This window comes from Candidatus Syntrophocurvum alkaliphilum (assembly GCF_009734445.1).
GTDB classification, from domain to species: Bacteria; Bacillota; Syntrophomonadia; order Syntrophomonadales; family Syntrophomonadaceae; genus Syntrophocurvum; species Syntrophocurvum alkaliphilum.
Genome location: NZ_CP046457.1, coordinates 649,538 through 669,295 on the forward strand (window position 1 = coordinate 649,538; position 19,758 = coordinate 669,295).

19 protein-coding genes are annotated in these 19,758 nt (G+C 29.6%); 10 read left to right on the forward strand and 9 right to left on the reverse strand.

Annotated features, from left to right (window positions below; all coding sequences use genetic code 11):
- Positions 1 to 6 precede the first annotated feature (6 nt).
- Both spoIIP and SYNTR_RS03170 read right to left on the reverse strand, forming a co-directional pair.
- Positions 7 to 963 carry a stage II sporulation protein P gene (gene spoIIP, locus SYNTR_RS03165; RefSeq protein WP_156203161.1) on the reverse strand — a complete coding sequence of 319 codons (957 nt, stop codon included), beginning with the start codon at positions 961 to 963 and terminating at the stop codon, positions 7 to 9.
- A 382-nt stretch (positions 964 to 1,345) separates the two neighbouring features.
- On the reverse strand, positions 1,346 to 2,623 hold the full coding sequence (locus SYNTR_RS03170) for an adenosylhomocysteinase (protein WP_156203162.1): 1,278 nt from the start codon (positions 2,621 to 2,623) through the stop codon (positions 1,346 to 1,348).
- Positions 2,624 to 2,773: 150 nt separating this feature from the next.
- Between SYNTR_RS03170 and SYNTR_RS03175 the strand changes: the two genes are divergently transcribed.
- The 7 genes from SYNTR_RS03175 (at position 2,774) to SYNTR_RS03205 (ending at position 12,536) form a co-directional block, all read left to right on the forward strand.
- The gene (locus SYNTR_RS03175) at positions 2,774 to 3,955 is read left to right on the forward strand and encodes a glycosyltransferase family 4 protein (protein WP_156203163.1); all 1,182 of its coding nucleotides are present in this window, start codon (positions 2,774 to 2,776) and stop codon (positions 3,953 to 3,955) included.
- A 210-nt stretch (positions 3,956 to 4,165) separates the two neighbouring features.
- Positions 4,166 to 5,728: a 1,4-alpha-glucan branching protein domain-containing protein gene (locus tag SYNTR_RS03180; protein ID WP_156203164.1), complete on the forward strand. Its 1,563-nt coding sequence runs from the start codon at positions 4,166 to 4,168 to the stop codon at positions 5,726 to 5,728.
- 25 nt (positions 5,729 to 5,753) lie between these two features.
- Positions 5,754 to 8,270, forward strand: a complete 2,517-nt coding sequence (locus SYNTR_RS03185) for a polysaccharide deacetylase family protein (protein ID WP_197079170.1) — start codon at positions 5,754 to 5,756, stop codon at positions 8,268 to 8,270.
- A gap of 11 nt (positions 8,271 to 8,281) precedes the next feature.
- On the forward strand, positions 8,282 to 9,490 hold the full coding sequence (locus tag SYNTR_RS03190) for a class I SAM-dependent methyltransferase (protein ID WP_156203166.1): 1,209 nt from the start codon (positions 8,282 to 8,284) through the stop codon (positions 9,488 to 9,490).
- A gap of 110 nt (positions 9,491 to 9,600) precedes the next feature.
- Complete coding sequence (locus SYNTR_RS03195; RefSeq protein ID WP_243140229.1) at positions 9,601 to 10,032, forward strand: PaaI family thioesterase; 432 nt, start codon at positions 9,601 to 9,603, stop codon at positions 10,030 to 10,032.
- Positions 10,033 to 10,099: 67 nt separating this feature from the next.
- Positions 10,100 to 10,381 carry a putative Se/S carrier protein gene (locus tag SYNTR_RS03200; protein ID WP_197079171.1) on the forward strand — a complete coding sequence of 94 codons (282 nt, stop codon included), beginning with the start codon at positions 10,100 to 10,102 and terminating at the stop codon, positions 10,379 to 10,381.
- 97 nt (positions 10,382 to 10,478) lie between these two features.
- Entirely contained in the window at positions 10,479 to 12,536 is a 2,058-nt protein-coding gene (locus SYNTR_RS03205) for an ATP-dependent DNA helicase (protein ID WP_156203168.1), read from the forward strand.
- A 126-nt stretch (positions 12,537 to 12,662) separates the two neighbouring features.
- On the opposite strand, the gene SYNTR_RS11785 is transcribed toward SYNTR_RS03205, so the two are convergent.
- The 3 genes from SYNTR_RS11785 to SYNTR_RS03220 form a co-directional block, all read right to left on the reverse strand.
- Complete coding sequence (locus tag SYNTR_RS11785) at positions 12,663 to 12,890, reverse strand: ATP-binding protein (RefSeq protein WP_197079227.1); 228 nt, start codon at positions 12,888 to 12,890, stop codon at positions 12,663 to 12,665.
- Positions 12,891 to 13,068: 178 nt separating this feature from the next.
- Complete coding sequence (locus SYNTR_RS03215; RefSeq protein ID WP_156203169.1) at positions 13,069 to 13,371, reverse strand: YcxB family protein; 303 nt, start codon at positions 13,369 to 13,371, stop codon at positions 13,069 to 13,071.
- A 285-nt stretch (positions 13,372 to 13,656) separates the two neighbouring features.
- Positions 13,657 to 13,857, reverse strand: coding sequence for a hypothetical protein (locus SYNTR_RS03220; protein WP_156203170.1), 201 nt, complete (start codon positions 13,855 to 13,857; stop codon positions 13,657 to 13,659).
- Between the two features lie 191 nt (positions 13,858 to 14,048).
- Here SYNTR_RS03220 and istA point away from each other — a divergent pair, with 191 nt between their 5' ends.
- The 3 genes from istA to SYNTR_RS03235 all read left to right on the forward strand — a co-directional run bounded on the left by istA (position 14,049) and on the right by SYNTR_RS03235 (position 15,646).
- On the forward strand, positions 14,049 to 15,032 hold the full coding sequence (gene istA / locus SYNTR_RS03225) for an IS21 family transposase (RefSeq protein ID WP_197079172.1): 984 nt from the start codon (positions 14,049 to 14,051) through the stop codon (positions 15,030 to 15,032).
- On the forward strand, positions 15,007 to 15,168 hold the full coding sequence (locus SYNTR_RS03230) for a hypothetical protein (protein ID WP_156203172.1): 162 nt from the start codon (positions 15,007 to 15,009) through the stop codon (positions 15,166 to 15,168). Before istA ends, SYNTR_RS03230 begins: the two co-directional genes overlap by 26 nt.
- Positions 15,169 to 15,268: 100 nt before the next feature.
- The gene (locus tag SYNTR_RS03235) at positions 15,269 to 15,646 is read left to right on the forward strand and encodes an ATP-binding protein (RefSeq protein ID WP_197079173.1); all 378 of its coding nucleotides are present in this window, start codon (positions 15,269 to 15,271) and stop codon (positions 15,644 to 15,646) included.
- 530 nt (positions 15,647 to 16,176) lie between these two features.
- On the opposite strand, the gene SYNTR_RS03240 is transcribed toward SYNTR_RS03235, so the two are convergent.
- From SYNTR_RS03240 to SYNTR_RS03255, 4 genes are all read right to left on the reverse strand, one after another.
- Complete coding sequence (locus SYNTR_RS03240; RefSeq protein WP_156203173.1) at positions 16,177 to 16,329, reverse strand: hypothetical protein; 153 nt, start codon at positions 16,327 to 16,329, stop codon at positions 16,177 to 16,179.
- Positions 16,330 to 17,237: 908 nt separating this feature from the next.
- Positions 17,238 to 18,047: a Mu transposase domain-containing protein gene (locus SYNTR_RS03245; protein WP_156203174.1), complete on the reverse strand. Its 810-nt coding sequence runs from the start codon at positions 18,045 to 18,047 to the stop codon at positions 17,238 to 17,240.
- A gap of 591 nt (positions 18,048 to 18,638) precedes the next feature.
- Positions 18,639 to 19,007, reverse strand: coding sequence for a TIGR04086 family membrane protein (locus tag SYNTR_RS03250; protein ID WP_156203175.1), 369 nt, complete (start codon positions 19,005 to 19,007; stop codon positions 18,639 to 18,641).
- A gap of 282 nt (positions 19,008 to 19,289) precedes the next feature.
- Positions 19,290 to 19,679: a secondary thiamine-phosphate synthase enzyme YjbQ gene (locus SYNTR_RS03255; RefSeq protein ID WP_156203176.1), complete on the reverse strand. Its 390-nt coding sequence runs from the start codon at positions 19,677 to 19,679 to the stop codon at positions 19,290 to 19,292.
- Between the last annotated feature and the right edge of the window lie 79 nt (positions 19,680 to 19,758).

Here is a 19,758-nt window from a genome sequence, read left to right on the forward strand (position 1 = left end):
TAATAATTATTCAAAGTCATATTTAACTCTAATAATAATATCAGCTAAACATTGTGCACCTTTTTGAGCCATTTCTAGTGTTTGGTACTGAGTACCTATTTCAAATAGAATAGCCGTTGGGTACATATCTTGATTATAATCTCCTCGACCCATAAATATTCCTCTCATTAAACCTGGATGTATCCTATCTGCCGCTTCTTTTAAGCGTCTAGCATAATCTAAGTTAGTCTCCATATTAGGATTTCCTCTACCTATAACAATCATTACACGAGAAGTAAGTGTACCATTAATTACTGTATTATAAGCTCTAGCTGGAGCAGAGTCACGATGAATATCATATGCAGCATCGGGTTGCTCTGCTAATAGTGTAGTTAGAGTCCTACGAGAACGATGATATGCATTTACGTCATGTGGATTATGATTTTCTTGATTATTGGTTACACTTATTCCTGCAGTTGTTAAAGCTTCGGCAAGAGTCTCACCTACCTGATATATATCTCCATAGCCATCAATACTTGCTGTACCAGAAGTAGGTATAAATGACTCATCAGAGTGGGTATAATACATTACTATATGTACAGGCCTAAGATTTTGAGCAGGTAATACTCCTCTTAAAAAAGGGCTAATAGCAGGAGCAGTTTCATTATTACTTAAATCTAAACTAGTAAGTTTAGCAATTTTTTCAGCTGTAGCTGTATTGCCATCAATACTTTTAATTCTATAATGAATATCATCTTCGTCAATGTATTCATCATCTACATGTAATTCATGACCGGTTTCAAATATAACATTTCCATCCTTATCTTTTATTATATAATAGTCAATCTCTTCTTCTACTATATGTCCAGGGCTTCTATCCGGGGTTAACGTAGTATTCATGATACTTATAACATAAGCCACAAACATAACTGAAATTAAAATACCGAAAAATATCCATAAATATTTTCTTGTTATTGAATCCATAATTATAAAACCACCTTTCTATTTGATATTATTCTGAATAGAAAGGTGGTTTTTTATTCTTAGATTAACTTTGGAAAATATTTTTAATTCCACTGCAAAAAGCTAAACTTAGAGTATGAAATCGGCTGAGCAAACATGTTTATCACGCCGCTCATCGGTCTTTACCTCCATTTTAGCTTAGCACTTATTATCTAAAATGATTTTTCATTTATACTTAGCCGTGATCTATGCACCACGCCTTGCTACTTAAGGACTTAGATAAACATGTTTGCTCAGCCTTAAGTTTGTTGTAGTTACTTTTTGCAGCAGAATCATTTTTAAATTATATGTTTTATACATATTAGATTGTGTTTTATAGGTCATAAGAATTTTTGCTATTTTATTATACATCCCAGCTATCTATATAAGCTTGCTGTTCATCAGTTAATTTATCAATATTAATGCCTTCAGCTTTTAGTTTCATATAAGCTACTTTTTCATCTATGGATTCAGGAACATTATATACGTGATTAGCTAACTTATCTCTGTTTTCTATTACATACATTAATGATAAAGCTTGAAGAGAAAAACTTAAATCCATTACTTCTGCAGGATGTCCATCACCTGCGGCTAAATTAACTAGTCTACCTTCAGCTAGCAAATAAAGCTTTCGATTATCTTCTAGTACAAATTCTTCTATATTATCTCTAACAATTCTTTTGCTAACAGATAAAGCTTCTAAATCACCTTTTGAAACTTCAACATCAAAATGTCCAGCATTACACATAATCGCGTTATCCTTCATAACTTCCATGTGTTCTTTTCTTATTACATTTATATTTCCTGTTACAGTTATAAATATATCACCAATTTTAGCCGCTTCTGACATGGGCATAACTTCAAACCCATCCATTAGTGCTTCATTTGCTTTTATAGGATCTATTTCTGTGACAATAATTTTTGCTCCCATGCCTAATGCACGCATAGCAACACCTTTACCACACCACCCATAGCCTATAACAACAACACTCTTACCTGCAACAACAAGGTTAGTAGTTCTATTAATTCCATCCCAAACTGATTGCCCGGTTCCATAACGATTATCAAACAAATACTTCATATAAGCATCATTAACAGCCATCATAGGGAACAATAAAGCCTTATCTTTATCCATAGATTTTAGTCTAACAATACCAGTAGTAGTTTCTTCACATCCACCTATGATGTTCTTAGCTTGTTCCTTACGGGTTTTATGTAGTATTGAGACTACATCTGCACCATCATCTATAATTGCATCAGGCATACAATCTAAAGCATATTCTAAAAAACGATGATAATCTTCTGTACTTTCACCATAATAAGCATAAACAGTGATTCCTGAGTCTACTAAGGCTGCTACAACATCGTCTTGAGTTGATAATGGATTACTAGCACACGCTACAACATCAGCTCCTGCAGTTTGCAATGTTTGTAATAGATAACCTGTTTTAGCTTCTAAATGTAGACAACAAACAATTATTTTTCCTTTTAAAGGTTGGTTATTTTTATATTCTTCTTTTAATATATTGAGAACAGGCATATTTTTACTCGCCCAAGCTAATTTTTTGTAGCCCGAACTGGCAAGTGAAATGTCCTTTATAATAGATTTTCTACGAGATTTTTCGTTAATTATGGTATTCATTAGTTACCTCCTACAATATTACATATTGCTTATTTATAAATAGGTTTATAAATAAGCTTTTCATTATTATAAGCAAAAAATTCTATAATAGAAATGTTTATTTAATAATATAGTTTTAAAAATAGAAGAAAACAAGGGAGATTTAGGTGTGTGAAGGTATTAATGTTTAGTTGGGAGTATCCACCTCACATGGTTGGAGGATTAGGTCAACATGTTTTTGATTTAAGTAGATTTTTAGTTAATCAAGGAATAGAGGTACATGTTATTACTCCTAGTGTCGAAGGATATAATGAATATGAATTTAATAATTTAGTTCATATTCATAGAGTTGACAGTCCTATTAGAGAAGCAAAAAATTTTAAAGCAGGTATTTTTAAGTTCAATAGTGAGGCTATAAGGGCTGCAGTAAAGCTAAATACACAAGTTAATGGATTTAATTTAGTACACGCTCATGATTGGCTTGTGGCTTATGCAGGAAGATCAATAGCTAAGATATTTAACTTACCATTGGTTTCAACAATTCATGCAACTGAATATGGAAGAAACTTAGGCTTACATAATAGAATGCAAATAGAAATTAATGAAATAGAAAAAAATCTTGCGACAGAAGCAGATAGGGTTATTTGCTGTAGTAACTATATGCAAAATGCAATATGTAATTTATTCGGCTTAATGCCAGATGATATAACAATAATACCTAATGGGGTTGATTCAAAAAACTTATTATGTCTACCTGAGGATCCTGAATTTAAAGTAAATGAAGAAGACCAAATTGTGTTTTTTATAGGGAGGCTTGTTCCTGAAAAAGGTGTTTGGCAATTGATTAATGCTTTTTCACAAGTGCTTAAAAGTGTCCCAAATGCTAAACTTGTTATTGCTGGAAAGGGCCAAAAAAAAGTGCTTGAAGAATTAGTAAAAAAGTTAGGCATTAAAAATAGAGTGTTTTTTACTGGATTCATAAGGGATAAGGAACGAAATTATGTTTACAATAAAGCCTCTGTAGCGGTATTTCCAAGTCTGTATGAACCTTTTGGAATAGTAGCACTTGAAGCTATGATAACAAATACTCCGGTTATTGTAGGTGATGTAGGTGGATTGTCTGAAATAATTGAAAATATGGATACTGGTATAAAGGTGAAACCAGGTGATGAAGATGAGCTTGCCACTGCAATTGTATCAATTCTTTTAGATGATAAATTAGCAAATACTCTCAAGACTAATGCGTTGAAATTAGTAGAGTCAATTTACAACTGGGAGGTGGTTGCTAAATCTACAATTGAAGTATATAAACAAGCAATCTTTATCAAACAAAAAAAATATAATATTGAATAGAGGCTCTAGCTAACATGTTTATCTAAGCCCTTAAGTAAAAAAAACAATTAAAATTCTAGTAATTTTTTAACTAAAGCCTAGATATGTATAGTAATCAAATTATAATGCTTGTTGAATGAGAAAGAAGCTCGATGTTATATAATACATCGAGCTATATAAATGTTTAGGATATGTAATCTTTTAAACAAAAAATAGAGGAAGTGGAACTAAGTGAGTTCAAATCTGATGCTGGTGTTACACAGTCATATTCCATATGTAAAAAGGCAAGGTAGATGGCCTTTTGGTGAAGTGTGGTTATATGAAGCTATGGCTGAAACATATATACCTTTAGTGAAAACTTGGCTTCAATTAAGAGAAGAAGGCATAAGAGCACCAGTTACTATAAGCTTAAGCCCTCCATTAATAGAACAATTTAATTCAAAATATATTAGAGAAGAGTTTATTGTATATTTAAAGGAAAGGGAAAAAGCCGCATTTTTAGATGAAAAATATTATTTATCTAGTAGTAACAAGGAGTTAGCAAGAATCGCTAATTTTTATTCTAGATTTTATCGTGATACACGTAGAGATTTTATTGTTGGGTTTAATAAAGATTTAATTAAGAGTCTAAAAGAGTTGGAGAAAAGTGGAGATATTGAGGTTATAACAACAGCAGTAACACATGCATATTTACCTCTTTTAGATAAAGTTAGCCTAGAAAGGCAAATTGTTTTGGGGAAAAAAGTATTCTATAAAAATTTTGGGCAAGAACCAAAGGGGTTTTGGTTACCTGAATGTGCCTATTTCAAAGGGATAGAAGATATATTGATTGATAATGGTTTTAGGTACTTTTATGTTGATAGCCACGCTATAGAGGGCGGCAATCCATTAGGTGTTTATAGCTATGGTTGTAGTGAAACGGGAATAGAAATTGAAACTTTTAAAAATACAGGGTTAACAACCTATATACCTTATAAAATTAAAGATAAAGACATTGTTGTTTATGGAAGAAATTCAATAGTAAGTGAACAAGTTTGGTCTGCTGAATACGGTTATCCAGGAGATAAATCTTATAGGGAATTTCATATGCATTCATCAAGATCAGGATTAAAATACTGGCGTGTAACAGATAGACTAAAGGGGTTTGACCAAAAAGAATACTATAATCTTGATATGGCTAAAGCAACAGCTAAAAAACATGCACAGCAGTTTATAGATAGTTTATTAACTACTACAAAAAAGGCGCAAAAATTAGGGGTTATATCACCTTTGATGGTTGCGTGCTATGATACTGAGCTATTTGGACATTGGTGGTGGGAAGGTGTTGATTGGCTTGAATATGTTGTTAGGATAATTTCAAAAAGTAAGGAAATAAATCTAGTGCTACCCTCGGAACTTAATATGCCTAATATAGAAGCACAAGTGTTTGAATCCTCTTGGGGGATGGGAGGAAAGCATTATATTTGGAATAACCAAGAAACTATATGGATGTGGGAGATAATTAAACAAGCAAGTAAAGAGTTTCATAGTATTGATAGAGCAATACTTACAACTAAAGATAAACAGAGGGCATACAAACAAGCATTAAGGGAGTTAATACTTTTAGAAAGTAGTGATTGGTTGTTTATGGTAACAAATAATACAACCAGTGACTATGCAATGAAACGCTTTTTTGAGCATTATACTAAATTTTTAAGGATAATGAATTCAATTAAAAATAATGAGATAGATATAAATTTTATAGCTTGGATTAATAAGATTGAATATGAAGATGATTATTTAATATGGCTTTAAATTAAGTTATTTAATGGAGGTGCATATGAAAGGCTATATAGCATTATGTCCACATTTTCATCAACCTCACTTTCAACTTTATAAAACAAGAGAAGAAGCTTTTAAGAATTCTTATATACCATGGATAGAACTTTTAAATGAAGCAGTTAAACTTAAAGAATTTTATATTAATCTACATTTTTCTGGTCCTTTCTTATATTGGATAAAAGATCAAAAACCAGAATATGTTAAACAGCTTCAAGAAATAATATCATCTGGTAAAATAGGCATTTTAGGAGGTTTAGCTGATGAACCATTTATACAACTATCTTCACGTATTGATGATTATTTATATCAAATAAAAAAATATGATGAACTATGTAGTGAAATAACTGGCAAAAAATCTTATGAATGGGAAGGAATACATTTAGTAGAAAGAGAATGCGGTGAGCTAATTCTTAAAGAAGTGACTAGAGTAGCTAGATATTTAAAAACACTACCTTTATATTATTTAGATGCTGAAACCTTTTATGAGTCTTACTTTTCTTACTCTGGTGGTAGTAGAGATTACTGTTTTAAACATTTTGGTTTTACTGATCCTTTTTCTAATACCACTATATCTCATTTTCCCCAACAATTACTCTACTATTGTTTTAGAGATGAAATAGGTGGTGAAGAATTTTTTTCAATACCTGTGCACAGTCAATTTCGTTACAAATTATTAAAGAGACAAACTTTTAGTGATAATGATAATGTTAGGGTAAAACCTGAGCATTACTATTTTTACATTAAAGATGCATTGGAGAAAGCATATGAACATTCAATTAAACTAGGTGTAGATAAAGCTCCAATTCTTTTAATATTTGAGGATGCTGAAAAACTTGGTCAATGGAGTAAGGATCCTAAAGGTGATAAAAAATGGTTACTGCAATTTTTCAAACTTATAGAAGCAGATGAAGAATTAGAATTTTGTGGATTAAGAAAATATTATGAAAAGTTTGGGTATCTTGATACTTATCCTGTACGCAGTAGCTTTAGTTATCCTGAGTGGGAAAACTGGACAGCAAAAAGAGGAATAAGAGGTGTCTGTTTCGGGGATGAACGTCTTAGGAGAGTTATTTGTCGTTTAAGAAATATAGAGGAAAAACAAAAAGAATATGAAGATAAAATAATTAATTATTACCTAAAAAACTTTTGTAATATTGATTCCATAGATTTACAAAGTATTGTGGAGCATAGTTTAATAGATTCTTTAGAAAAACATAAACTAGTATCTTCAATTTTAGAAAAACATTATAGCATTGAACTTAAAAAAATATATGAAACCATAAACCGGGTTAGAAACTTAATATATCAAGAAGATCCTAAATGGGCTAGTCGTCATCCTTCGTATGGTTCATCACCTTACTATGATGTGTTTGGATTGGCATATTTAGAAATAGCAGATAGGTTATTAATAAAAGCTTTTGAAAAATTAAATAAAAATAATGAAAAAGAAACTTATATACAAGTTATTGATTGGAATAAGGATGGAAATGACAATATTATTATAGAAAATCCTAATCAAACAGCAGTTGTAAGCACAAGGGGAGGATGTATAAGTTACCTACATGCATTATCTCCAAAAATAAGTAATAATAAGAACAAAATGCTAAGTTTATTAAAAAATGATTTTGCTCAAATAAAAGCATATAATTCTATATTACAATACTCTACTCCTTTAATTTTAACAGAAAATGATAGTGAATTAACTATTAAATATTATCATGAAGGGGGGAGGCTTGAGCAAAGCAGAAATGCTTTTAGATGTAAAGTTTTATTAAAAATTAATGATGAGTATAAAACAATCGAGAATTTTAATAATTATATATTTAATATAGAAAAAATAGAAACTAATGAGAACTGTACATTGATAAAATTAAAGTGTGTTAAAGAAGTTCAATTAACTGAATTTGAAACTATAAACATTGAGCTTATAAAAGAATTTAAGTTTTTTCTAAACTCGTTGTCAGTAAATATATCTGTAGTAACTGATAAAAAAAATATTAATCAGGGAAAATTATATCTAGTACCAGAGTTAGTTACATCAGCAACTCCATCAGACGAAGTGGAGTTTCAGCCAGAAGCCCTTATAGGTCTTGTTATTAACGATGATAATAGTTTGATAAATTATAAAATAGAAAATATCACTACAATGACGGAAAAAGGTTCAGAATATATAAACATAAATGAAACAAATTCTTTTCCTATACAAGTAGATTATTTATATAAAATTAACAGTGCAGATAGAAGTGAGTTTTATAATCGAGTATCATTTGCTATTAGTTCGGAACAAAATATAAATAAATTAGACATAAAACCAGCTGTAAAACAATATTACAAAGATTACATATTTAAGGAACAAAGCGAGTTAGAATATCACACATCAGGCATTATGTTAAAACCATATGTTCCATTTAAGGGTGAAAGTTGTAATTTTAAGGTAGATATGTCATGGGATTTTAATTTAAACAATAATATAAATTATTATCAAAAAAAATATAATCTTATTAATTTTAAGTAGGGGGTCAAAAATTGATATTGAAACAATTCTTTGACTATTATTTTAATAATATTGATAGTGATGTATTAAATATATATTCAAAATTATTGCCTAATGCCACAGATTTAAGCTCTGCATATGCAGAAATGTTTTCTCGAAACGACGAGAAATCAATATCTTTTTTATTAGATTTTCATAAAGTAACTACTGAACTAAAGCAAGTATGGACAGAACAGGCAATTCTATTTAATGTGAGTAATAACATTTGCTTCCCGTTTTATGTAAAATACATTTGGGAGGTTATGAGTCAAGATGATAAAAAAAAAGTTCAATATAAATTAAATTGTGCAAATATAGATAAGATTATAGATATATTTCAGCATGATGTATCTTTAAGAAACTGGTTTAGAGAAGAAATAGGGTCTTTTTTAAGCCAGGAGGAACTTTTTGCTTTAAATGAAATAATTGCACTACAAAATTTTTCATCTGGTGGAGAATATTCATTTTTAAAGTTTGTTTATCCTAAAATTAAGAATTTAAAGGGTAGAGTTTTAGATGCTGGTTGTGGTGCAGGATTTGCTTCAATTGTAATGAGTCAGTATTTATCTGTTTACTCTATAGATGCATGTAGTACAAGATTAGAACGAGCAAGAGCTTTATTTAAAATAATGAAAAAAGGTGAAAGAAAAACTTTTTCAAAAGCTATTGATTTAATAGCGGAAGAATTAGGGAGACTATCTGTATATTGCGAAATTCCTACTGTTAATGAACTGCTTTCAAAAGAATCATATAAGGTTAATTTTATTCAAGGAAGTATAGAAAATCTACCTTATGAAAATGAATTCTTTGATATAGTTAATTGTTTAGATGTTTTAGAACATACTTATAACCCTGAAAAAGTTTTAAAAGAATTTTCTAGAGTGCTAAAACCTGGTGGAAAGATTTTTATAACTGTACCTACAAGGTATGGCGAAGTAGAACAAAGAATATGGGAAAATATAGAGGGAACAATGTTTCCTGCAATGTTACATATGCATCATTTTAATCCCAAAGCACTTAATGAAATATTTGAAGCAAAAGGTTTTAAGGAAGAACAAATAATTCCTTTTGATTTTATGAACTGGAATAAGTTTAGTGAAATAGCAGATAAATCACCAGCAAAAGAATTAGCAGACGAACTTAGGGTAGTCCCATTTGATAAAGTGGCATTACAAATATTTGCAGTTTATGAGAAAGAATAAAGCTATAAATTAGAATTTTCAAAACAAATATTACTAAAAATCATAATAAAAATTAATTTTATTATGATATAATAGGTTAAAAATTACAGTAAAGAAGGTGTTTTATAACATTGTCTAAACAATATGAATCTATTAGTGAACAACTATATAAGCATATAAAAGAATCTATAGATGCTACACCATACTACAGAACTTTAGGTATGTATTTAAAAACAATTTATAGTGGTTATGCAGAAATTGCTGTACAAACAAAACAAGATCATACTAACCCTATTGGTATGATTCATGGTGGTTTAATCATGTCTATAGCAGATGCAGCTATGGGAAACTCGATACGAAGTTTAGGAATAAAAGCAGTAACTGTTGATATGTCAACTAGCTTTTTGGATGGGGCTAAGATAAATGATGAAATAATTGCAGTTGGAAAGGTTATAAAAACAGGAAATAAACTTTATTTTTCAGAAGCATTTGTATATGCAAATGATAAGGTGATTTCGCATAATAAGGGTACATTTTATAAATTAGGTGAAATTGACTTATAAAAAATTTACCACAGCAAAACAACATAACTATAATAAATATAAAAATAAACAAAGAGGGTCTAGCGTAGTGAGTAAACATATTATTAATTTAGAAAAATACTATTTAATCACTTTTACATCGACTTCACATGCATTAAAAGCTGAAAAAGTTTTAAAAAAAAATGATGCAGAATTTGTTGTAATGCCAACATTAAGAGAAATATCAACTAGTTGTGGGTTATCAATAAAGATACCTCCAAACAACTATGATGAATATCAGGATATACTAGTAGAAAACAAAGTTTCTATTGAAGATATATATCTTATTGAAAAAATATCTAAAAAAAAGAATAATATAATTAAACTTTGATTTAGCTTTAAATAAAATATATAAATTAATATATCCGTTCCTTTATAATATTAGGGACGGTATTTTTGTAAAAAGAAATAATAATTGAGGTATTTTTATGGTTGATTCACATTATCAAAGCATAATAGATTATTTAGGTCCTAATGGTTTTTTAGAAAACAAATTAAAAAACTTTACATATCGTGAAGAACAATTGCAGTTAAGTGAGGAAGTCTATAAAGCCTTTTTTAATAATGAATTTTTAGCTGCAGAAGTAGGTACAGGAGTCGGGAAGACTTATGCTTACTTAATATCTGCTATATTTTGGTCAATAGAAACAGGTCAAAAAGTAATAATTTCAACCAAAACAAAAGCGTTACAGCAGCAAATAAACGATAGGGATTTACCCTTGTTAAAGAAAGTTATGGCAGAAAGTTTTGTTTACGCTGAAGCAAAAGGAAGAGAAAACTATATTTGTTGGAACAAATATATGAGAATACTATCAGGAAAAAAAAGCTTGAACATCGAAGAAGAAAAATTTATTACATCTATTCTTAAGTGGGCCGAAAAAACTAAAACAGGGGATAGAAAAGAGCTCTCATTAACTAGTAACGAAATGAGTAGATGGTATTTAGTTTCTGCTGATAGAAAAAGCTGTTTAAAAGAAAAATGTTTTTACCATGAAAAGTGCTTTAGATTAAAAATGATAAAACATCTTGAAAAAGCAGATTTAATAATAGTAAATCATGCATTATTACTTTCAGATGCAATTGTTGACAATAGTATATTACCAGAATATAAACATTTAATCATAGATGAAGCTCATACTTTTGATAGAGAATCATTTGATAAATTATCTGTTACCCTATCCATAACAGAAACACTAGATATACTGAATAGCTTAATTAGTTCAAAGAATAGTGGCTATTTATTTTATTTAAAAAATCAGTTTCCTGCTTTTAGTAGTCAAATTACCCATCTTATCATTTCAATAGAAAGACAACTAGAATATACAGAAGCTTTATTTAACTGTTTTAATCAAGCCTTTAATTATGAAAAGACATACAGCTATAATCATGTATTAAACAATAATGATTATGATTCGGAATGGTTTACTGAACTGATAGATGTATATTTAGAATGGCAGCATAATTTAAATTCAATAATTAATGAATTAATAAATATTAATGAACAGACAAATTTAAGTGATGGTGATAATGATCTTACTTATATGTTAAATGCTTTAATTGAGATAGGAGATAATGCCTTTATAATTCTTGAAGAAAACTTAAATAAAGAAGATACAATACATTGGTTAAATTTTAATAATGGCAATGTTTGTGAGTTATGTTCTTCCATAATTAACGTAGGGAATAAAATAAAAGAATATGTTTTTAAAGATTTAGATAGTTTAATAATGTTATCAGCTACATTAACTGTAAATGGAGATTTTAATTATTTTTTAAAAAAGAATGGACTATTAGAATATACTGACTGTCAACGAATAAACTTATTTCTCAAAGAATCACCATTCAATTACGATAAACAAGCTAAGATGCTATTAGTTGAGGATATACCTGATCCTAGTAGTCCTATATTTGAATCAGAAGTAGTTTTAGCATTAGAGGAAACTATTAAGTCACTAAAAGGTAATATACTTGTTTTATTTACCTCTAGAAAACAGTTGTATGAAGTAACTTTACAATTAAGAAAAAAATTAAAAAATGATAATGTTACTTTATTAGTTCAACATGAGGATGGTGAATTTAAGACCTTAATTGATAAATTTACTAATACTCGTTCTGTTCTTATGGGGCTTGATACATATTGGGAGGGTCTTGATTTAAAAGGTGATATTCTAAAATGCTTAATTATTGTTAAATTGCCATTTCGTTCTCCTAGCGAACCTTATAGTAGCTCATGGGAAAAATATTATATTAAAGAACAAAAAAATAGCTTTTTAAATTACATGCTTCCAGATGCAGCAATAAAATTCAAACAAGGTATTGGTAGGCTTATTCGAAGTGAAAATGATGATGGTATTGTAGTAGTACTAGATACTAGACTTATTACAAAAAATTATGGAAAGGTTATCAAAGATAATTCTCCAATTAAATCTATTGAAAAAATAAGTAAACAGCAAATACAAGATGTAATAAACCATTGGTTTAAATAAATGGTGCGAATGTCAATGAAATTCTTTACCACGTGATACTGAATTTGTTTACCAGTCCGGGATCTAAATGTTAGCCTGTCAATTAGAGCAGCAACCATAGTTTCATTTTCAAATAAGGTTGTCCAGTCAGAGAACTTTAAATCTTGTGGATATGATAACACTTCTTTCTGCCCTGTCAGTTATTACCTTAAACAGAAGCTCTGACTGGTGCCGATTAAAGGTTATATAAGAAGCTTCATCAATTATGAGTAAATCAACTTTTGCTAGCTGTCGTTCAAGCTTTAATATTCGTTTGTATTCTATAGCTTCTATGAGTTCATTAGAAAGGTTAGCAGCGGTATAAAACTTTACTATTCATACCCTGCATGCACGCTTTAATTCCCAAGGTTATTGATATGAAACCGAAGAAAGTATGAATAAAGTTTGTTTTTTATGTTAATGAAAAATTTCAAAAAAAAGTAGTTAAGTTAACCGATGAAGATCTTGATTTAAAGAATTTAATACTTATTAAAAATAATAATTTATACGTTTATTACAAACTTTTTATTATGTATTTATTTATAAATGCTTTAAAAGTTTTTATATCCTCGTTAGAGTAAAAAAATCTTTTAGGAATTATAACTGCGTTTCTACGGGATACAAATAAAAAAAATACATCTTTATATTCCTGAGCAGAAACAAAATCATCCCATGTGGAAAAAGATTTTGATTTTGAATTTCTTGTATTGATTTGTTCTATGCCTTCGTTGTTTATAATACACTTAAATTCTTGTTGTATAAGTTTATCACTATAGTATTCTTTATTAATAAAACAATTTAGCATTATAAATCCCATAATATAAAAAATTACAGCACCAATTAAAGAAATAGTTAACGCTGATGATACAGAGAAACTAAAAGGTGGAATTATTGTAACGAATAAGGTGTAAAACAAGAAAACAAATAAAAATGCCCATAAAGAAGTAGTAAAAAAAGTTTTTTTCCATTATGAAAACTAAGGCTTTTAAGATTATCAATTGTTAACGTACCCTTGCATTCAATATGTATTTCCGAATGCCTGTGGTCAGTCATTAGATGTAATCCCCCTTTATTTTTTTTTAATTTATGTTTTACAGTTTTTTTAATCTAAATTTGAACGTATATTTTTTATTTCTTTTAAAATTTCTCTTTTTGCCTCTAAATCTTTTTCCCAGCTTCCTTTATAATCTTTTGGTATAGACTCTGCTTTGGTTATTAATTCTTTGTTAAGTTTTTTTAATTTTAAATATGATAGAAAAATTGCACTAGCCATAACTAACACAAAGAATGCATATATCTCCATTGAATATTAATCTATTATAATAATCATTTATCTCTCTCCCCTTTTAAATAATTTGTTTCAGTCTTTAATTTTTTGTAAATGATATTATAAAAGTGTACCACTTCAGCCCATTTCGATACTGAATTAGTTTACCACCTAGCATTAATCTCCTGTAGAATTATTCTAAAATGTTCTACGGGGGGATGAAAGGTGTGAAAATTGAAGTGGACATGTATAAAGACATAAGACAAAGTTTTCTTGCAGGCGAATCTCAGCGTCAAATAGCTAAAAGATTAGGTATAGCAAGGCAAACAGTTAAAAAGTACTGTGAAGGTGCTGAACACCCTGATGCACGTAAGCCTTATGAAAGGAATCCAGGCGTAATCACTGAAGATATTAAACAGTTTATCCTAGATTGTTTTAACGCAGATAAAGAAGAACATCTTAAAAAGCAGAAGCATACTGCAAAGAGAATTTATGATCGATTAGTTGAAGAAAGAAACTTCACTGGTGCAGAATCTACAATTCGCAAAGCTGTAAAGAAGTTAAAGGGAGAACAAAGCGTTCCACCGCAAGCTATTATGCCCCTATCATATGAACCAGGTGAAGCAATTCAGATAGACTGGGGTGAAGCTACAGTCTATATTGATAATCAAAAAACTAAAGTTCATCTTTTTTGTGGCAGACTCAGTTATAGTTGCGATATATTTGTACAAGCTTTTAAATCTCCCAACCAAGAAGCCTTTCTTGAAGGCCAACAGCTTATGTTTGATTTCTTTAATGGCATTTCAAAACGACTCATTTTTGATAATGCCAAAGTAGCTGTAAAAGAAGGTTTTGGTCAATATGCAAAACCCCAAGATAAATATCTTTCATTTAGTGCACACTATGCATTTGAACTGGATTTTTGTAATCCCGGGAAGGGTAATGAAAAATCCTTAGTTGAGAATCTTGTAGGATACGCACGAAGAAATTTTCTTGTTCCAGTTCCAAGAGTATCTAGTATTGATGAATTAAATCAAAAGCTTTGGGATGCTTGCTTAAAATACCGTAATAACCATAAAGTACAAAATAGAAATCATTCAGTAAAAGACATGTACCAAGAAGAATTACGCTTTTTAAGTGCAGTCCCAGTATTTAGATTTGATACAAGTAAAACAGTAGTTACTAATGTTGAAACTAGAACATTACATTGATTTACTAGACCGAAAACCACGTTCCGTATTTAATGCAAAACCAGTTAAAGAAAATGTTACAACAGCCCTGCTAAACTGGGGCAAACAGTTACCAGGTGGTAATAAAGAAATTCAGAGGCAACCTTTCATGAATTAGCTAGCTGTGATTTCGTAAGTAAAAGACAAAACGTAGTTATGATAGGTAATACCGGTCGAGCAAGACTCACTGTTCAATAGCCTTGGGAATTAAAGCGTGCATGCAGGGTATGAATGTAAAGTTTTATACCGCTGCTAACCTTTCTAATGAACTCATAGAAGCTATAGAATACAAACGAATATTAAAGCTTGAACGACAGCTAGCAAAAGTTGATTTACTCATAATTGATGAAGCTTCTTATATAACCTTTAATCGGCATCAGTCAGAGCTTCTGTTTAAGGTAATAGCTGACAGAGCAGAGAAAAGGAGTGTTATCATATCCACAAATTTAAAGTTCTCAGACTGGACAACCTTATTTGAAAATGAAACTATGGTTGCTGCTCTAATTGACAGGCTAACATTTAGATCCCATGTACTAAATATGAATGGCAAATCATTTAGAAGCGAAAACCCTAAGGGGGTTGAAATTTCAAGATAAACAAGGAAAAACACATTAAAATTCCCCAACTCGATTAGTCATTCTAAATTAAGTTATACAGGGAGATGCCATTCCAGGTATTTCCCTATATTGATAGCCAAGGTGGTAAACTTTTTCAGTATCAAAACATGGTAAAGTGGTAAACTTTTTCGTTAGCGGACTGGTAAACAAATTCAATATCACGTGGTAAAGAAATTCATTGACATTCGCATTTTTGCAGTTCTTTATTAATGCTTTCAATTAAGTTAATATTTTCCTCAACATATTTTTTGTGATATTCATTTTGTTGCTCAAAAACTTTATTAAAAAAATTAGCCATATATATTGATTTATAATTTAAAAATAATAAAAAGACACAAAAAAATAAACCTAAAACAATTAAAAGATTGAGTTCAGTATTTGTAAAAATTAATATTTCCCTCACCCCTATTTAAAAATTATATAACTACATATGGGAATATTGGTGTTCAGACGTTTGACTTTGAGAGAACCGACGATTTTAATGTTGTTTAATTCATCTGTGATATCATTTAATAAAGATATATTTTTTTTTCATAAGTTTTGTTTTTTAATATTGTTTGTTCTAATTCTTCAATTTGTAGTTTAATGTTTTTTTTGTGGCTATATAGAACATATAATGTCCCAATGCTTAAAAAAAAAGTCATTATAAACACTAATAGCATTAAATATTCTCCTTTGCTACTATATAAAACACTCAGTAATCGTCATTAATATTTTTATTTAAAATATTATATTTAAACTCCTCTGGATTTCATAAGTAGTCAGTAAATAGTAGTAACTAAATAATAAGTTTATGGATATTAATATATAAACTGCCTCTAACTTAAATTCGCTTATAGATAGCTTCACTGAACTCCAAATAGTAATTGTTATAATTAAAATTATCCATATTATCCATGCAATTAATATTACCTGTAATGGATCAAAGTTCATTTCTATATTGCATACCTTTCTGTGTAATCCTGTTAATTTTGCTATTCTTTATTTTTCATTTATACACCACGTTTTTTCTTTTTTAATAGAGTTTCTTCTTCATTGGCATTTTTATCATCTACTGTATATTATAGTATATAATGATGAAAAATGGGAACTTAGTTTTAATTTTTGACAGTGTCAATATATTGTAGAAAAAAATTATAATGAATTTGTTAAAAAAAAGCTGAAATATGGTATATAATACTAAATAGGTCAGAGGGAGTCCTTCTTCCTGTGTTTGAACAGGATGGGAGGTGATGTAGTTGCTGGTAAATATATGTACTGTCATACTAACTTTAACAGCAGTTGCTGGTCTCATTTACACTATTTATAAAGATAACAGAAAAGAAAATAACTAATACATATAAATGCATTAGTTAATACAAAAAACTTTCACACTATTAATCGAACCAGGAGTTAGTTCCTGACGACCGAGAAAGTCATTGAGTTAGCCGCTCAATGGCTTTCGTTATTTATATTATAGATTTTATTCTTTTAGTTGTAAAGGGTTAATAACGGACTGATGGGTGTTATCTATTAACTGGTGTATTTGGACACCTTTCAGCTAGTTGTAATATAGCAAACCTGTAAGTACCTATTGTGTTTTCGCTGTATTTATCTTTGTTTGCATGTAAAAACAATTATTGTCACCTGGCAACTGTTTTCCCCAGTTTAGCAGAGCTGTTGTAACATTTTCTTTAACTGGTTTTGCATTAAATACAGAACGTGGTTTTCGGTCTAGTAAATCAATGTAATGTTCTAGTTTATACTCGGTCTGTCCATATGAGTAACAGCGTATATAAGCTGCTATCTCATCATTCTGGTACAGAATTCTAATATGATTACCATAACCTTTTACGGTAATATCCTTTTTTAAATATTTGGTGGGTACTGAATAATTATTCTTTTCAAACCTAACGGTAGAATAGTCATCAACATTAGTAACTACTGTTTTACTTGTATCAAATCTAAATACTGGGACTGCACTTAAAAAGCGTAATTCTTCTTGGTACATGGTTTTTACTGAATGATCTCTGTTTTGTACTTTATGGTTATTACGGTATTTTAAGCAAGCATCCCAAAGCTTTTGATTTAATTCATCAATACTAGATACTCTTGGAACTAGAACAAGAAAATTTCTTCGTGCGTATCCTACAAGATTCTCAACTAAGGATTTTTCATTACCTTTCCCGGGATTACAAAAATCTAGTTCAAATGCATAGTGTGCACTAAATGAAAGATATTTATCTTGGGGTTTTGCATATTGACCAAAACCTTCTTTTACAGCTACTTTGGCATTGTCAAAAATGATTCGTTTTGGAATGCCATTAAAGAAATCAAACATAAGCTGTTGGCCTTCAAGAAAGGCTTCTCGGTTGGGAGATTTGAAAGCTTGTACAAACATATCGCAGCTATAACTGAGTCTGCCACAAAAAAGTTATACTTTAGTTTTTTGATTATCAAAATAGACTGTAGCTTCTTTATAATATCATTTACAAAATGGTTAACTTAACATATTTCTTATCAAAAAAGTGCAAAGAACTTAGTTTATATTAAAAAAGGTAACGTTTTTCATTCTAGCAACATACTATACATTAAACGTAAGTTTTTTATTTGATTGAAGGGGTGATTTTTGTGCGAGTATATTACATCAAACTTCCCGTTTTCTTAAGAAACCTCTTGTTAAGATTTTGGAACTAAGACTAAAGGAGTAGAAGCTACTCCTTGTTTTTTTTAGGGGGCAGAGAATAGTGGTGCCTCAGTTACGCTTATATATAGGGATGATTTTACTAACATTAGGTTTGTTACTTTTATTTATATTTAAAATATAATTGAACAGCAAAAACTATTTTTTTAATTATTGGCATTTATAAATATTTAATTAGTTTGCTTGTTAACATTTATTTATAGTCGCTAAATATAGTAAGACAATGAGCAGTTATAATATATACATGTAATATGGGCTACGGCACACAAATTAGGTGCCGTTAGCCACCTATTCACTTAATCCTATGCCTAATATACCTCCTAAGCCGCCCGAAATTAAGCATACAGCAAGTGTAGAAATTAAAGTAGACAAGCTAAGTAGACTAATATTAAAAATAAGTGTAGCTATTAAAATTACAATAAAAAACATTAATCCAAGGATAATACCACGTACAAGTCCTTTGGTTCCATAATTTTTACTTACATAGCATGCTCCATAAAATATACTAATAATTAAGATAATATTTGATAAGGGGCCGATTAAAGTTTCGTGTAAACCAGTAAAATATACGATTATTGCAGAAAAGACAGATAAAACAAATGCCGTTATTATAGCCCGACCAAGTCCATTTAATTCAATTGATAACTTGTTTGTCATCTATAAACACCTCCTCTTCTTGAAAATTATGTAGAAAAAATCTGATTTATGATTACTAACAGAAAAACCAAGCAATAAATAACTGGTTGCTTGGAAAAACGCTTGAGCTGTTATTAGAAAAAATTATATTAATAAGTAATACTAAAAAAAGCGCGAAAATATTCGCGCAATATAAGTTTTTCCATTAAATTAAGAATGCAAACATGGTATCACTGCAAAAAACTAAAATTAGACTATGGATCGGCTGAAGCAAACGTGCTTATCATGCAGCCAAATTATAAATTATAAAAGAGATACATATACCTTTCTAGTTCTTGGTCCATCAAACTCAGCAAAATAAATTCCCTGCCAAGTTCCTAAACATAGGCTTCCATTTTTAATAGGTATAAACTCCGAAGACCCAATCAAGCTAGCTTTAATATGTCCATCAGAATTTCCTTCTAAATGTTTAAAATTAACTGAATCTGGAACTATTTTTCTTAAACCATATAAAATATCAATTTTAACATCTTGATCAGCATTTTCATTAATTGTAACTGCAGCTGTAGTATGAGGTATGAAAACCACACATAAATGAGAAGGAGTTGGGTGGTTTTGCACTAATTCTTTAATCTTTGTTGTTATATCAATTAATTCATCTTTCTTATTTGTTATTACTTGTAATGTATACATAAAAAGCCTCCTTTTTTATTTTATTAATAACTTGGTATTAAATAGTATATCTAAAAATCTTTAATCATTCATAATATTA

Coding starts and splice junctions, on each gene's coding strand:
- SYNTR_RS03185 (WP_197079170.1), top strand. CDS start 5,754: ATGAAAGGCTATATAGCATTATGTCCACATTTTCATCAACCTCACTTT.
- SYNTR_RS03250 (WP_156203175.1), bottom strand. CDS start 19,007: ATGACAAACAAGTTATCAATTGAATTAAATGGACTTGGTCGGGCTATA.
- SYNTR_RS03255 (WP_156203176.1), bottom strand. CDS start 19,679: ATGTATACATTACAAGTAATAACAAATAAGAAAGATGAATTAATTGAT.
- SYNTR_RS03235 (WP_197079173.1), top strand. CDS start 15,269: ATGCAGGGTATGAATGTAAAGTTTTATACCGCTGCTAACCTTTCTAAT.
- SYNTR_RS03240 (WP_156203173.1), bottom strand. CDS start 16,329: ATGCTATTAGTGTTTATAATGACTTTTTTTTTAAGCATTGGGACATTA.
- SYNTR_RS03245 (WP_156203174.1), bottom strand. CDS start 18,047: ATGTTTGTACAAGCTTTCAAATCTCCCAACCGAGAAGCCTTTCTTGAA.
- SYNTR_RS03220 (WP_156203170.1), bottom strand. CDS start 13,857: ATGGAGATATATGCATTCTTTGTGTTAGTTATGGCTAGTGCAATTTTT.
- SYNTR_RS03215 (WP_156203169.1), bottom strand. CDS start 13,371: ATGGGATTTATAATGCTAAATTGTTTTATTAATAAAGAATACTATAGT.
- SYNTR_RS03230 (WP_156203172.1), top strand. CDS start 15,007: ATGTTGAAACTAGAACATTACATTGATTTACTAGACCGAAAACCACGT.
- SYNTR_RS03205 (WP_156203168.1), top strand. CDS start 10,479: ATGGTTGATTCACATTATCAAAGCATAATAGATTATTTAGGTCCTAAT.
- spoIIP (WP_156203161.1), bottom strand. CDS start 963: ATGGATTCAATAACAAGAAAATATTTATGGATATTTTTCGGTATTTTA.
- SYNTR_RS03170 (WP_156203162.1), bottom strand. CDS start 2,623: ATGAATACCATAATTAACGAAAAATCTCGTAGAAAATCTATTATAAAG.